This window comes from Vibrio sp. 1641 (assembly GCF_033339995.1).
Lineage (GTDB): Bacteria > Pseudomonadota > Gammaproteobacteria > Enterobacterales > Vibrionaceae > Vibrio > Vibrio alginolyticus.
Genome location: NZ_JAWOVP010000013.1, coordinates 9021 through 24671, shown reverse-complemented (window position 1 = coordinate 24671; position 15651 = coordinate 9021). Strand labels below are relative to the sequence as shown.

Genomic DNA, 15651 nt, shown 5'->3' with positions numbered 1-15651 from the left:
CGTTATTCTTTAGCCAGCAAGGACGAAACTTCGTTATACAGGCCGATATCTATAACTAAGGTTTGAGGTTATCGCTGTATGAAACCGACACAAGATGCATCGCCAAGTACGATGTCCAAACCAAGCGGAAGCAAGAGCCTGATTTATAATCCTGCCTTTCGTTCTGCTATTTTCCAGATCATTGCCATTGCTGCACTGGTATTTTTCTTTTACACGATTGTAAACAACGCTCTCAATAACTTAGATGCTCGTGGTATTGCAACGGGCTTCGGTTTTCTGAATCAAGAAGCCGGGTTTGGTATTGGGTTAACATTAATTGAATACGATGAAACGTACTCTTACGGTAGAACATTTATCATCGGCCTTCTTAATACGGCGTTAGTCTCCGTATTAGGTATTATTCTGGCTACTGTGATTGGCTTTACCATGGGGGTTGCCCGCCTTTCTTCTAACTGGTTAGTTAGTCGTTTAGCGGCAGTTTATATCGAAACTTTCCGAAATATCCCACTTCTTCTGCAAATATTCTTCTGGTATTTCGCTGTTCTTCAAGCATTACCCTCACCACGCCAAAGCTTAAGTCTTGGTGAAGCTATTTTCCTGAACGTTCGTGGCTTATATTTCCCTGCACCGACTATGGAACCTGGCAGTAGCTACGTTATTGCCGCGTTAATCTTCGGGGTAATCGCAAGCTTATTAATTAATGTATGGGCGAATAATAAGCAACGTCTCACTGGGCAACAAACCCCAATGGGAAGAATAGTTTTGGGTTTAGTTGTTGGCCTTCCATTGGTTGTGTACTTCCTTGCTGGTATGCCAATTTCACTGAATTATCCTGAACTAAAAGGGTTTAACTTCCGAGGTGGTATTAGCATTATTCCTGAACTGGCTGCGCTACTTTTGGCATTGAGTGTTTATACAGCTTCTTTCATTGCTGAGATTGTGCGCTCTGGTATTAATGCGGTTAGCCATGGTCAAACCGAAGCAGCGATGTCGCTAGGCTTACCACGCTCGAAAACTTTAAAGCTTGTTGTCATTCCTCAAGCGTTACGAATTATTATTCCACCTTTAACCAGTCAATATCTCAACCTCACCAAAAACTCATCGTTAGCGATGGCGATTGGTTACCCAGATCTTGTCTCTGTGTTTGCTGGTACTACCCTGAACCAAACGGGACAAGCGATTGAGATCATTGCGATGACGATGGGCGTGTACTTGACATTAAGTCTGATTACGTCTGCATTAATGAACTTGTATAACCGTAAAGTCGCGCTGGTGGAGAGATAATATGAGTACTCATCAATTTCAACCGGATCTCCCACCACCCGCCAATACTGTAGGCTTCGTTGGTTGGATGCGGAAAAATCTATTTAATGGCCCTGTCAATTCCATTGTTACTGTCATTCTTGCGTATATTGTCGTAACTGCAATATGGTATATCGTGGATTGGGCGTTTATTAACGCAGACTGGATTGGCTCAACGCGTGACGACTGTAGCAGAGATGGTGCTTGCTGGGTATTTATCAGCGTGCGCTGGGAGCAGTTCATGTATGGTTTTTATCCAGAGTCCGAACTATGGCGCCCTCGCCTGTTCTATATCACATTAGCCATATTTACTGTTTTACTCGCGTATGAGAAGACACCGAAACGGATGTGGATTTGGCTTTTCTTCGTAAACATCTACCCATTCATCATCGCTGGACTTTTATACGGTGGTGTCTTTGGACTAGAAGTGGTAGATACACACAAGTGGGGTGGACTACTCGTTACGCTCATTATTGCGCTAGTTGGTATCGTAGTTTCATTGCCAATTGGTGTGGTTCTTGCGCTTGGTAGACGTTCAGAGATGCCGATCATTCGCAGCATTTGTACCGTCTACATTGAAGTTTGGCGTGGCGTTCCTCTGATTACGGTTTTGTTCATGGCTTCGGTTATGCTTCCATTGTTTATGTCTGAAGGCTCAGAGACAGATAAACTGATTCGCGCCCTTATAGGTGTGGTTATGTTTGCCTCCGCTTACATGGCAGAAGTGGTACGCGGTGGTCTACAAGCCATTCCGAAAGGTCAATATGAAGCCGCTGATGCGCTTGGGTTAAGTTACTGGAAAAAGACTGGGCTGATTATCTTGCCACAGGCGCTAAAGATTACTATTCCTTCTATCGTGAACACCTTCATCGGTTTGTTTAAAGACACCAGTTTGGTACTCATCATTGGTATGTTTGACGTACTCGGTATAGGGCAAGCAGCAAACACCGACCCTGAATGGTTAGGCTTTGCTACAGAAAGTTATGTATTTGTCGCGTTAGTGTTTTGGGTATTTTGTTTTGGCATGTCACGCTATTCGATATGGCTTGAAAACAAACTTCATACCGGTCACAAACGATAACTCATCAAGATCAAGGACGTATTATGACGCAACAACAAGATTACATGATCCAATTGAAGGACATGAATAAATGGTATGGTGAGTTTCACGTACTAAAAAATATTAACCTCGACGTTAAGCGCGGCGAGAAAATCGTTATCTGTGGCCCATCTGGGTCGGGAAAATCAACGATGATTCGCTGTATTAACCGCCTTGAAGAGCACCAAGCAGGCAGCATTTACGTCTCTGGTACGGAATTAACTGAAGACTTAAAGAACATTGAAGCAGTACGCCGAGAAGTGGGCATGTGCTTTCAACACTTTAATCTCTTCCCTCATTTAACCGTACTGGAAAACTGTACGCTCGCGCCTATCTGGGTGAAGAAGATGCCAAAAGATGAGGCAGAAGCGGTTGCGATGAAATATCTGGAACGTGTAAAAATTCCAGACCAAGCGGAGAAGTATCCCGGTCAGCTGTCTGGTGGCCAGCAACAACGTGTGGCGATTGCTCGCTCTTTGTGTATGAACCCTAAAGTCATGCTTTTTGATGAGCCAACATCTGCACTCGACCCGGAAATGGTTCGCGAAGTACTGGATGTAATGGTCGAACTCGCCGAGGAAGGCATGACTATGCTATGTGTGACACATGAAATGGGCTTTGCTAAAGAGGTTGCCGATCGCGTGATATTCATGGACGCAGGAGAGATCATCGAAGAAAACAACCCGGTCGACTTCTTTGAGAATCCTCAATCGGATAGGACCCAAAACTTCCTAGCGCAAATCTTACACCACTAAGATTTAGCCGAATCGACATAAAAAAGCACTGGTTTCTATGAAGCCAGTGCTTTTTGTTACTAAATTCAAAAATCTGTGTAAGAATCAACATAGCTATGCTAGGCAGTAATATTGTGTTACAAGTTGCCAAATACATAACATCTTATTTCTATTATTATTTTATCTAAGTTACGTATGGTTAGGGCTTGATTTTTTGAACTTTCAATCCCATAAATGTACTTAAAAGAAAGTCTCTTATCGAGGAAGATTATGAACAGTCCAATGTTTACCCGCACTTCAACTCAAGAAAGTGCTCTACAAACGAACAAAGTATTGCGTAATACTTACGCTCTACTTTCAATGACACTTTTATGGTCGGCAGTCGTTGCTGGCGTTGCAATGGCATTTAACCTTCCACATCCAGGTATCATCCTAATGCTGGTTGGTTTCTACGGCCTATTATTCTTAACAGAAAAAAACCGTAACAACAGTCTTGGCCTTGTGTTTACGTTCCTATTTACTGGCTTCTTAGGTTACACCGTTGGCCCTATTCTAAACATGTACATCGGTGCAGGCATGGGCGATATCGTATTAACCGCACTCGGTGGTACGGCACTATCTTTCATGGCAGCATCGGCATACGCACTAACAACGAAACGTGACCTATCGATGATGGGTGGCTTAATGCTATCACTATTTGTTGTGCTGGTTGTGGGCATGATTGCAAGCTTCTTTATTCAATCAACCCTGTTACACTTGGCGTTGAGCAGCTTGTTTATCATTTTCTCTACTATGGCGATCCTGATGACAACACAAAGCATTATTCGTGGCGGTGAAACAAACTATATCTCTGCGACAGTAACTTTGTATGTATCAATCTACAACATCTTCATCAGCCTACTAAGCATTCTAGGTATTATGAACGACGATTAATCGTTTCTCGTTAAGTAGAATCAAAAAGCCCGAAGGTAATTCCTTCGGGCTTTTTCTTTGTGTGCAATTCAGTGTATTACGCCTGCTCTACTGACAACTCGATAACTTCGTCAGCTTCTGGGTTTTCTCTAAAGCGTCTCACTTTGATCGTTTCCTCTCCTAACATGATTTGCTTGGCGATTCGGTGCATACCGTCAAAAACACGATAGTCACTGGTTAAGATTACCGGATACGACAAATCAGCATTGTTGATTCGTTGGCAATGTTTTGCAATTTCGCGGCAGGTTGGCTGTGGCCCTTCATGACTAAACCAAGTCACTTCATTTGGGCCTTTTATATCATCAATCGCAATTTCTTCTACAGGTAAGGATTCTGCAAGTTGCCAAATTCGCTCGATGGACCAAGTGGATTTTACATTGTCATTAATCTCAATGTAACGTTGTTTCGACATGACTAACTCCTTGTCATCATTGTTGTTTCTAACCTGAATACAGGCTTTTCATCAATCAAAGAGAATATCGGTCTATGAAAACAAACACAACGTTGTCAGCTATTCATTCACCCATAAAATCCCATAATCAGACAAGTAGCCAAGAAAAAACCAAAACAAAAATGAATAAGCCTGGATATCCATGCAATTTTGTTGGTACTCACCCCGTAAAGTTTCTAACAAACTGAATAGTTTCCTATTTATTTGAATAAAAGAGCATTTATATCAAAGTGCCTAGCTCAGTCAAAAACACTCACCATTTTGTACGCTTTTGATTCGCTCGATACGACTTCGAGATTCTTTTGTTGAGAACATTCTCGGCTGTCGCTAATCTATAAACATCCATGTTTACTTAACGGATAAAACGTTATGTTCGTTTACAACGGCAAAGAAATTGAAACGGATGCTCAAGGCTACTTATTGGATCATACTCAATGGGAAGAAGGTATGATTGAGCTTTTAGCAAAAGAAGAAGACATCGAGCTTACGGATGCTCATTTGGAAGTTGTGCATTTTGTGCGAGACTTTTATGAAGAGTTTAATACCTCCCCAGCAGTGCGTATGCTTGTGAAAGCGATGGAAAAAGCGCACGGCCCGGAAAAAGGTAACAGTAAGTATCTATTCAAGCTGTTTAAAAAGGGACCAGCCAAACAAGCAACCAAATTAGCCGGCCTACCAAAGCCAGCTAAATGCTTGTAGATTCATAAAATTTTAAAACCGCGTAACGGCTTATACGACGCAGGCTCCTGCATCACATGCTCTACTGTTGCCGTTCGCGGTCCTTCTTGTAACCATTCCGAAAACGCAACTATTTGCGCGTCTGTTCCACACGCCATCACTTCAACATCACCATTGTTTAGGTTCTTCGCATAACCTGTTAACCCTAGCTTCAATCCTTGATGGGAAGTATGGTAACGAAAGCCGACGCCTTGAACGTGACCTTTTACTATAAATCTCTCACACTTTACGTTCATCTTTGTACCGCTTCTTTTTACTGAGTGATATATTCTTTGCGTCTATTCACCCCACTAAGGATAGTGGGTTTTTGCACGGTTATTATAATTATGAAAGAAATTCCATTCCGCTGGATTGATAAGTATCTCATTCACTTAAAGATTCAAGAAAAGTTCTATTTGCTCTTCGTTCTCCCTCTTCTTGCTTTAGTCATTCTCACACTCGTCCTTAATAGCGCGGCTAATACACTGATCTCAAATATGTACCAAGAAGAGCTCATGCTTATGAAAGGTCTGATAGAGGCAGGCAACCTTTCTCAATCTCAAGTAGCAAGCCTCATAGCGGGTTCAGAAACCGTTTCTATTGGCTCAGGGCCGCAATCCGTGTCAGTTTTAAATGGTGCGTACAGCTTGGTTGCAAACCATGAACTTTCTTTATGGACTGCCCTATCAACGACTCAAGTGAGCATCATCTGTGTGAGCTTGTTTATTCTCGCTCTTGGCGTTTACTACATCATGACGTTTATTGGCGGCGCGATGTTCACGATGAACAAAGCATTAAACACTCTTGCTGGTGGCGACCTAACTGCGAGAATGAACTTCTTCCCTGTTCGCGACGAGTTTAGTGAAATTGCTATTACGATAGACAAAGTTGCAGAACGAGAGCAACAAATGGTGCTGTCGATTCAAGAGTCTGTGGCTTTAATGCAACAAATTAGCTCAGATCTGAATCAATCGATTCATCACAGTTCAGATATTTCAGCGACTCAGCAGGAACACCTCAACTCTCTTGCGAGTGCAACTGAACAGATGGCATCAACGATTCGAGAAGTCGCGACACTAGCTCACGATTCAAGCACGCAAACCGATGATGCACGTAACGTGGCTCAGTCTGGACAAGTGAAAGTTGAGAATACGCTTCACTCGATTTCGAACCTTTCTAATGAGATTCAATCTGCGTCTCAAGCCGTTGCCGAGTTAGATGCCAATGCAGCACAAATTGATGAAGTAGTGACAACAATCAATGGGATCTCCGAGCAAACCAACCTACTTGCTCTGAACGCGGCTATTGAAGCTGCACGTGCTGGAGAACAAGGTCGTGGATTTGCGGTCGTTGCGGATGAGGTTCGCGCTCTTGCGGGACGCACTCAGCAAGCGACAGTTGAAATCCAAACGATGATTGAATCATTACAGCGTAACAGCCAGTCGCTTACTAAGCTGATGGAAGTGACAGTTAATAATGCAAATGAGGGACAAAACCTCATGACGGAAGTGAATCACGAAATCGGCTCTTTGGCAGATAAAAATCAAACTATCTCCGACAGTAGCATTCAAATTGCAACAGCAGCTGAAGAGCAAGGTGTAGTCGCGGACAATATCGCCTCAAGCGTTGAAGAAATTCGAGTTCAAGCAGATAACGTGTGCAATATGATAAGCACGACTTCACAAAACGTTGATCAACTGCGTAAGCAAAGCGACACAATGGAAGCACTACTTACTGGACTTAAAGCATAGCAACGGAATCTGTTACAGCAAATTCAAATAAAAGGGTCACTTTAGTGACCTTTTTTGTATTTAAAAGTCACTACAATGTACTGGATTGCCGAGGTATATTGCTTTTACCATTCACATCCCGGACAATACGCCCCTTTCAAAATTCAACAAGAGCTAATGAAATGACAGCTGCTATCTATTTGGTTAAAGGTCGTGAGAAATCGGTCAAGCGCAAGCACCCTTGGATCTTCTCTCGAGGCATCAACAAAGTTGAGGGCGAACCTGCTCTTGGTGAAACGGTTGATGTATTCACTCACGACGGTAAATGGCTAGCTAAAGCGGCATATTCGCCAGCTTCACAAATTCGTGCTCGTATTTGGAGTTTTGATAAAGAAGAAATCGACACCGCGTTTTTCGTTAAACGACTTAAAGACGCACAACTTCTTCGTGAAGACATTATCGAACGTGATGGCCTTACGGGTTATCGCCTTATCGCAGCAGAGTCTGACGGCTTACCAGGCGTTACGATCGACCGTTACCAAAATTTCTTTGTGTGCCAACTTCTCAGTGCTGGCGCAGAACACAATAAGCAGGCTATTGTTGACGCTCTGGTTGAGTGCTTCCCTGATTGTAATGTGTACGAGCGCTCTGACGTGGCCGTTCGTAAAAAAGAAGGTTTAAAAGAGATCACGGGCGTCTTGCACGGCGAAGAGCCACCTAAATCGGTCGTCATCGAAGAAAATGGCGTAAAGATTAGTGTAGATATCGTTGGCGGACACAAAACAGGTTTCTACCTAGATCAACGTGATAGTCGCCAGCAAGCGATGAAATATATGAAAGGCAAAGAAGTTCTTAACTGCTTCTCTTACACAGGTGGCTTCGGACTTTACGCTCTAAAAGGTGATGCAAAGCGTGTGATTAACGCTGACGTGTCGCAACCTGCTTTAGATACCGCAAAATTCAACGCAGAGCTAAACGAGTTTGATATTTCGAAGAAGCGTGCCGTGTTCCTAAATGCAGACGTGTTTAAGCTGCTTCGTGAGTATCGTGATCAAGGAACTCAGTTCGATGTTGTGATCATGGACCCACCGAAGTTCGCAGAGGGCAAAGCACAACTAAACGGCGCATGTCGTGGTTACAAAGACATCAACATGCTAGCAATGCAAATTCTAAAACCGGGCGGCACGCTACTAACCTACTCGTGCTCTGGCTTGATGGATCAAGTTCTGTTCCAGAAAATCATCGCTGATGCAGCCGTAGATGCTAACCGCCAAGTAAAGTTTGTGGAGCGTTTTGAACAAGCCGCTGACCACCCAACCGATACCGCATATCCAGAAGGTTTCTACTTAAAAGGTTTTGCATGTAAAGTGCTTTAATTATTGCCTGAACTTACTGCATTACTAAATGAAAAACGGAGCTTTCGCTCCGTTTTTCATTTTGAATCATTTACTCTCGTAATTGTTCAAGATTAGAAATCAAACTATTGGCAATATCAGAAGCAGAAGCTCCGTCAAAATTAACCTCCAACTGTTGTCCATCTTTATTTATGGTCAGAGTTGAGTTACCTCCACTTTCAGTCACCGCCACCGTGATATCATCCACGCTTCCGTGATAATCGCCCGAGCCGAGATCATCAAGTAATGTGGAAATATCAGTACCACTCATATCATCAAATACATCGGTAAAATCGAGCTGATCCCCGTCACTGAAATCCGTCACGGTGTCAGTTGCGGATTGCATCTCTGTCCACTTGAAGATGTCATCACCTCCGCCACCAGTCAAAATATCATTACCTAGACCACCAATTAGAATATCATTACCATCGGTGCCTACAAGAACATCATCTTGGTCTGTTCCTATGATGATATTAGGCTCTTGCTGTAACGAAGCAGTCTGTGTACCGAAAGCGGTCACTGTTTCAAAAGAGACATTGTTAAAATCAATATCAACGGTTGCAGTGGTATCGCTTTCTAAACCATCTGAGTCAATCGCTTTGTAATCAAACGAGTCGTTTACATTATTAAAACTTGTAATCTGAGTACCAACTAGAGTAAAGCTGGCTTTATCACTTGAACTGTCTGTTTCAGGGAACAAGCGAATCTCATCAAAACTGCCATTACTTAGCGATACGTCAGCGTAACCTTCTTGATTACCAGTAAATACGATGTCACTGGTGTGTATGGTTTGTATATCAACAAGAGTATCGCCCATATAAAAGTATGCTTGAATCCAAGCGCCGCCACTGTTAAACCTATCATTCAAGCTTGCTAGGTTTAACCTTGCTTCTTTAGCTTCAAGCCCTTCGTCTAATTCAATGGCAATGAACTCACTCGTACTAATTTCATCCCCTTGGCCAGTTTCGCCCGGAGACACTACGACTAAACCTACCTGCTGAGCGGCAAAGTCAACCTTGATTTGAGCATTATTGACAAAGTCACCATTACCATCAATGGTTCCTCCAAAGAAACTTAAACCGTTAACATCGACTGAATCGGCAATGAAGTCTTTAGAAAATTCATCGAGTAAATCTTGGGAATCAAAGCTTTGCTCATCAAAGAAGTCTTCCGTTAGTGCATATCTGACTTCCGTAGTTTCTGGAATCACATCACCAATGTCCAATATGACTTCATTGTTCTGATCATCCAAGTAATAGAGATAGCCATAGTCTGGAAGCGTCGTGACACAGATGCTCGTTTCTTTATCATCTTGAAGATCAAAGTCATCTTCAAAGTCTTGCGCATGTGGTGCAAAGTCAATTAAAGCGTCTCCTCCCACACTAAGGTCAACCGAAATGCCAAAGTCTTCTACTGTCGGAGGTGTATTGTCATCATCAATAATAGTACCAAGGCCTGACGCTGCAGGTGATTGCCCTTGAATCGAACCAGTTAAAACAAAGTTTTCTGAAGATTCATAAATCTGGTCTTCAACAGTGTTTACCGTAACACTAAAGTTAGTATCACTCGCAGGTACCGAGACATCAAACGTTCCATCAGGGTTTACCGCAATAACTTCCGTCGTGTTATCAGCATAAGTAATGGTCACACTCGTAGCGTTAAAATCATCTCCAGCGACAGCGGTTCCGTCTAAGAGAGACATACTAACCATAATCGCAACCGCACTTGCATTACTCAGTGTAACGTTAAATTTCGCATCGTTACCTTCCACCACTTGAATATCCGTAATTTCAGTGACAGTTGGTATGTCTGCATCATCGTTAATCGTTACGGTACCGACCGCAGCAGTTGTTTGCACAGTAGTGGCACCGGATAATGTAAAGTTCTCATCACCCTCATAAATATCATCGTTTAACGTCACCATAGTAACGCTAAATGTTGTGTCTAAAGCTGGTACAATGACATCAAACGTACCATCTGGGTTCACTGAAATAACGTCGGTACTACTATCAGCGTAGGTAACGGTTACTGTCGTATTTGTATAATCCGAACCTCCTTCAGCTGTCCCATTTGCTAATGTCATATTAACAACGGTGTTTGTGGTACTTGCATTGCTTAAAGTGACTTCAAGCGTTGCCAGCTCACCTTCACTAACTATGGCATCCGTAATCGCTGCTACAGTCGGGCGGTCATCATCAGGATCTGGTCCTGGGCCACTACCATCATCAACAATAGTACCGGTACCAATCACAGAGCCAACTTGGTTATCAGTGTTACCTGATAACGTAAAGGTTTCAGGTCCTTCGAATAAGTCATCATCTGTTGTACTTACAGAAACACTATAAGTCTTATCATTTGCGGGCACATCGACAATAAAGCTGCCATCTGGATTTACCGTAACGACTTCTATGCCGCCACTCTCATAAGTAATTGTTACTGAAGTATCGGTGTAATCCACACCGCCTTCTGCTGATCCGTCAGTCAGCATCATATTGACAGTGGTGTTGGTGGTGCTTTCATTACTCAACGTTACATCTAGTGTTGCAATATCACCTTCGTTTACCGTTGTAGAGGTAATCGCTGCAACTGTTGGGCGATCGTCATCTGGATCAGGTCCTGGCCCCGAACCATCATCAAGAAGAGTCCCTGTACCCATTGCAGATGTAATTTGAGTGGCAGTTTTACCCGAGAGTGTTAAAGTCTCTGCGCCTTCGAATAGGTCATCATCAATAGTATTGACTGTGACGCTGAATGAGACGTCGTTCGCGGGAACTGAAACATCAAATGTTCCGTTTGCGTTGACAGTAATGACATCTGTTGAGTTATCCGCATAGGTAACTGTAACCGATGTATTGATGTAGTCTATGCCCCCCTCTGCGCTACCATCAGCGAGCACCATATTGACCAAACTTTCACTATCACTAGGGTTACTTAAAGTAACATCAAAAATGATAGGTTCACCTTCATTAACCACTTCACTAGAAATAGAGGCAACGCTGACTGTATCGTTATCAAGAATCGTTACCGTGCCTGTAACCGGAATTGTTTGTATCTCGGTCTGTCCAATTAATGTGAAATTTTCATCGCTTTCGAACAGCTCATCGTCGGTGGTACTTATCACAACGTCAAAGGTAATATCACCAGCTGGTACGGACACATTAAATGTACCATCAGGGTTCACAGGGATAACGTCTGATGAACTATCTGCATAGGTAACAGTAACAGACGATTTGGTGTAATCTACCCCTCCCTCTGCTGTGCCATCATTAAGTGTCAGATTAACGAGAGTATCCGTAGTGCTTAGGTTACTCAAAGTGACAACCAACGTAGCAGACTCACCTTCGTTTACGGTTGTATCACTAATTGCCGCAACAACCGGACGGTCATCGTCCGGATCAGGGCCCGGGCCACTGCCATCATCCACAATCGTTGCTGTGCCCGTATCACTGCCTTGCACTGCCCCAATGCCAGTCACCGTCACGCTGAAATCTTCTGGGCCTTCATAAACGGCGTCATCAATGGAAGCGATACGCACATCAAATTCGGTTTGCTCGGCTGGCACGGTCACCACGCCATCATTTGGTACTGCAACCCAACCGCTTCCGGTGTTGTATTCTAAGGTACCTAAGTCACCGGCTTCGGTATCGCCAAGATTAAGACCCAGTTCCACCTGCGTTTCCGCTTCAGACGCGTTCGATAAGGTGACTTTGAAGTTAGCTGTTTCACCTTCATTAATGGTGCCAGCATCCGTAATAGTCACACTTGGGCGGTCATCGTCCGGATCTGGACCCGGACCACTGCCGTCATCCACTATCGTTGCCGTACCCGTATCGCTGCCTTGCACCGCGCCAATGCCAGTTACTGTCACACTGAAATCTTCAGGACCTTCATAAACGGCATCATCAATAGAAGCAATGCGCACATCAAATTCGGTTTGCTCGGCTGGCACCGTCACCACGCCATCGTTTGGCACTGTGACCCAACCGCTTCCCGTGTTGTATTCTAGGGTGCCCAAATCTCCAACTTCGGTATCGCCAAGATTAAGACCCAGTTCCACCTGCGTTTCCGCTTCAGACGCGTTCGATAACGAGACTGTGAAGTTCGCTGTCTCACCCTCATTAATGGTGCCAGCATCGGTAATAGTCACACTTGGACGGTCATCATCCGGATCAGGGCCCGGACCACTGCCATCATCCACTATCGTTGCCGTTCCCGTATCGCTGCCTTGCACCGCGCCAATGCCAGTTACTGTCACACTGAAATCTTCAGGGCCTTCATAAACGGTGTCATCAATGGAAGCGATGCGCACATCAAATTCGGTTTGCCCGGCTGGCACCGTCACCACGCCATCGTTTGGCACTGCGACCCAACCACTTCCGGTGTTGTATTCTAAGGTACCTAAGTCACCGGCTTCGGTATCGCCGAGATTAAGATCCAACTCCACTTGCGTTTCCGCTTCAGACGCGTTCGACAGCGTCACTTTGAAGTTAGCTGTTTCACCTTCATTAATGATGCCAGCATCAGAGATGGTCACATTCGGACGGTCATCATCCGGATCGGGGCCAGGACCACTGCCGTCATCCACTATCGTCGCCGTCCCCGTATCACTGCCTTGCACTGCCCCAATGCCAGTCACCGTCACGCTGAAATCTTCTGGGCCTTCGTACACCGCGTCATCAATAGAAGCGATGCGCACATCAAACTCGGTTTGCTCTGCTGGCACCGTCACCACGCCATCGTTTGGCACTGTGACCCAACCGCTTCCCGTGTTGTATTCTAGGGTGCCCAAATCTCCAACTTCGGTATCGCCAAGATTAAGGCCCAACTCCACTTGCGTTTCCGCTTCAGACGCGTTCGATAAGGTGACTGTGAAGTTCGCTGTCTCACCCTCATTAATGGTGCCAGCATCCGTAATAGTCACACTTGGACGGTCATCATCAGGATCAGGCCCTGGACCACTGCCGTCATCCACTATCGTTGCCGTACCCGTATCGCTGCCTTGTACCGCCCCAATACCAGTTACTGTCACACTGAAATCTTCAGGGCCTTCATAAACGGCATCATCAATAGAAGCAATGCGCACATCAAACTCGGTTTGCCCTGCTGGCACCGTCACCACGCCATCGTTTGGCACTGCAACCCAACCACTTCCCGTGTTGTATTCTAAGGTGCCCAAGTCACCGGCTTCGGTGTCACCTAAGTTGAGGCCAAGCTCGACTTGAACTGTAGACTCGGAGGCGTTCGACAACGTCACTTTGAAATTCGCTGTCTCACCCTCATTAATGGTGCCAGCATCCGTAATAGTCACACTTGGGCGGTCATCGTCCGGATCAGGGCCCGGACCACTGCCGTCATCCACTATCGTCGCCGTACCGGTATCGCTGCCTTGCACTGCCCCAATGCCAGTTACTGTCACACTGAAATCTTCAGGGCCTTCATAAACGGCATCATCAATAGAAGCAATGCGCACATCAAACTCGGTTTGCCCTGCTCGCACCGTCACCACACCATCATTTGGTACTGCAACCCAACCGCTTCCCGTGTTGTATTCTAAGGTGCCCAAGTCACCGGCTTCGGTGTCACCTAAGTTGAGGCCAAGCTCGAGTTGAACTGTAGACTCGGAGGCGTTCGACAACGTCACTTTGAAATTCGCTGTCTCACCCTCATTGATGGTGCCAGCATCGGTAATAGTCACATTCGGGCGGTCATCATCCGGATCGGGGCCTGGACCACTGCCGTCATCCACTATCGTTGCCGTACCGGTATCGCTGCCTTGCACTGCCCCAATGCCAGTCACCGTCACGCTGAAATCTTCTGGGCCTTCGTACACCGCGTCATCAATGGAAGCGATACGCACATCAAATTCGGTTTGCCCGGCTGGCACCGTCACCACACCATCATTTGGCACTGCAACCCAGCCACTTCCCGTGTTGTATTCTAAGAGACCTAAGTCACCGGCTTCGGTGTCACCTAAGTTGAGAGTCAGTTCAACCTCAACATCTATAGCTGATGGATTAGATAACGACACTTTAAAGCTAGCCGTTTCACCCTCATTAACTATCCCTGCATCGCTCATCGTTACCGTTGGGCGATCATCATCAGGACTTAAACCTGGCCCACTACCATCATCAACAATGGTTGCCACCCCGGTTGCAGGTGTATTTTGTTCTTCTGTTGTGCCAGAAAGCGTAAACGTTTCTGGGCCTTCGAATATAGAGTCATCTATAGAGTCGAGAGAAACCGTAAACCCGCTTTCACCTAATGGGACCGAGACTGTAAAAGTACCGTTATCATCAACCAAGATTTCTTCCGTTGTACCATCAGAAAATGTTATGAGAACACGCTCATTAACGTAGTCACTTCCGCTCTCGTCAGTTGAACCGCCAGTTGCGGTGCCATCAAGTAGCGACAAAGTGACATCAGTATTGTCTTCTGTTGCTTGGTTTAAAGTAATATCGAATACAACCTGATCACCTTCGTTGATAGTCGGGCTGGATATTTCCTGAACAATTATCGTTGCAGGAATGGGGGTTGCTGTTGGTTCTGGTGGTTGTATTTGGAGAATATCGAGTAGCGTCTCTACTTGAGTACTTGAAAATCCTGTTCCGTCAGTTCCCACTGTCTCAAAATTGGTACTAGCGAGTAATTCAGCACCTGTGCGATCTATAGCTCCCGTATTCTGTGGGCTAGACCCGTTTCCTTCACCTGCAGCAGGTTCAAACTCTTCACCCAGCTCTGTCGGGTCTTCCCCACTCGCAATTGCTTCAATTAACGCAGTGATATCATCAGTTACATTTATCGAACTTCCTTGTGGTGTCACCTGCTCGATAACAAGTTCAGAAGTATCTGATACTTCATCGATTATTAACTCTCCTGGTTGAGGTAGTTGACCCTGACCTAAAGTCCTAATCTCCCCGTCCAACCCGATAACGACAATGTTGCCTGCCAATGAGCTAAAAGTTACACGTTCCATATCTACCTCGCCCCACTTCAAACCAAGTCAAAAGTTTGTCACCCCTACATTTACGTCTATAGTTTAGTCAAAATCATCATATTTTCGTTGTATGTGTAGCTTGTAGGACGTTTGATAACTCTAGGGGCAGAGTTACAAAAAAGCGCAGAGTGACACAGGCCGTGAAACGCTATGATATTAAGAATTCAAGCTTTTCTCCGAGCTAAACTTGCTATGTTGCTAAGCAACATTCGACATATGTGCTAAGGTTTTAAAAGGCGAAATCTTGGATTTTTGAAA

10 protein-coding genes are annotated in these 15651 nt (G+C 44.9%); 7 read left to right on the top strand and 3 right to left on the bottom strand.

Features of this window, described 5'->3' with window-relative positions; genetic code table 11:
- Nucleotides 1–78 precede the first annotated feature (78 nt).
- The 4 genes from R7Z47_RS19425 (at nucleotide 79) to R7Z47_RS19410 (ending at nucleotide 4068) form a co-directional block, all read left to right on the top strand.
- A complete protein-coding gene (locus tag R7Z47_RS19425; protein WP_005377402.1) occupies nucleotides 79–1284 on the top strand; it encodes an amino acid ABC transporter permease in 1206 nt (401 codons plus the stop codon).
- Nucleotide 1285: 1 nt separating this feature from the next.
- The gene (locus R7Z47_RS19420) at nucleotides 1286–2383 is read left to right on the top strand and encodes an amino acid ABC transporter permease (protein ID WP_104979214.1); all 1098 of its coding nucleotides are present in this window, start codon (nucleotides 1286–1288) and stop codon (nucleotides 2381–2383) included.
- A 23-nt stretch (nucleotides 2384–2406) separates the two neighbouring features.
- Nucleotides 2407–3156, top strand: coding sequence for an amino acid ABC transporter ATP-binding protein (locus tag R7Z47_RS19415; RefSeq protein ID WP_005377400.1), 750 nt, complete (start codon nucleotides 2407–2409; stop codon nucleotides 3154–3156).
- A 249-nt stretch (nucleotides 3157–3405) separates the two neighbouring features.
- Nucleotides 3406–4068 (top strand): Bax inhibitor-1/YccA family protein, encoded by a 663-nt coding sequence (locus R7Z47_RS19410; protein ID WP_025766607.1) that lies wholly within the window; start codon nucleotides 3406–3408, stop codon nucleotides 4066–4068.
- A 76-nt stretch (nucleotides 4069–4144) separates the two neighbouring features.
- Here R7Z47_RS19410 and R7Z47_RS19405 read toward each other — a convergent pair whose 3' ends face one another.
- Nucleotides 4145–4519 (bottom strand): chromosome partitioning protein ParB, encoded by a 375-nt coding sequence (locus R7Z47_RS19405; protein ID WP_138939228.1) that lies wholly within the window; start codon nucleotides 4517–4519, stop codon nucleotides 4145–4147.
- 408 nt (nucleotides 4520–4927) lie between these two features.
- Here R7Z47_RS19405 and R7Z47_RS19400 point away from each other — a divergent pair, with 408 nt between their 5' ends.
- Complete coding sequence (locus R7Z47_RS19400) at nucleotides 4928–5257, top strand: TusE/DsrC/DsvC family sulfur relay protein (protein ID WP_005377396.1); 330 nt, start codon at nucleotides 4928–4930, stop codon at nucleotides 5255–5257.
- Between the two features lie 2 nt (nucleotides 5258–5259).
- On the opposite strand, the gene yccX is transcribed toward R7Z47_RS19400, so the two are convergent.
- Entirely contained in the window at nucleotides 5260–5532 is a 273-nt protein-coding gene (yccX, locus tag R7Z47_RS19395) for an acylphosphatase (RefSeq protein ID WP_017634611.1), read from the bottom strand.
- A gap of 90 nt (nucleotides 5533–5622) precedes the next feature.
- On the opposite strand from yccX, the gene R7Z47_RS19390 reads away from it, so the two are divergent.
- Nucleotides 5623–7026, top strand: a complete 1404-nt coding sequence (locus R7Z47_RS19390; RefSeq protein ID WP_031781373.1) for a methyl-accepting chemotaxis protein — start codon at nucleotides 5623–5625, stop codon at nucleotides 7024–7026.
- 161 nt (nucleotides 7027–7187) lie between these two features.
- The gene (locus R7Z47_RS19385) at nucleotides 7188–8381 is read left to right on the top strand and encodes a class I SAM-dependent methyltransferase (RefSeq protein WP_262606958.1); all 1194 of its coding nucleotides are present in this window, start codon (nucleotides 7188–7190) and stop codon (nucleotides 8379–8381) included.
- A gap of 70 nt (nucleotides 8382–8451) precedes the next feature.
- On the opposite strand, the gene R7Z47_RS19380 is transcribed toward R7Z47_RS19385, so the two are convergent.
- Nucleotides 8452–15372, bottom strand: coding sequence for a Calx-beta domain-containing protein (locus tag R7Z47_RS19380; protein WP_318130546.1), 6921 nt, complete (start codon nucleotides 15370–15372; stop codon nucleotides 8452–8454).
- Nucleotides 15373–15651 lie beyond the last annotated feature (279 nt).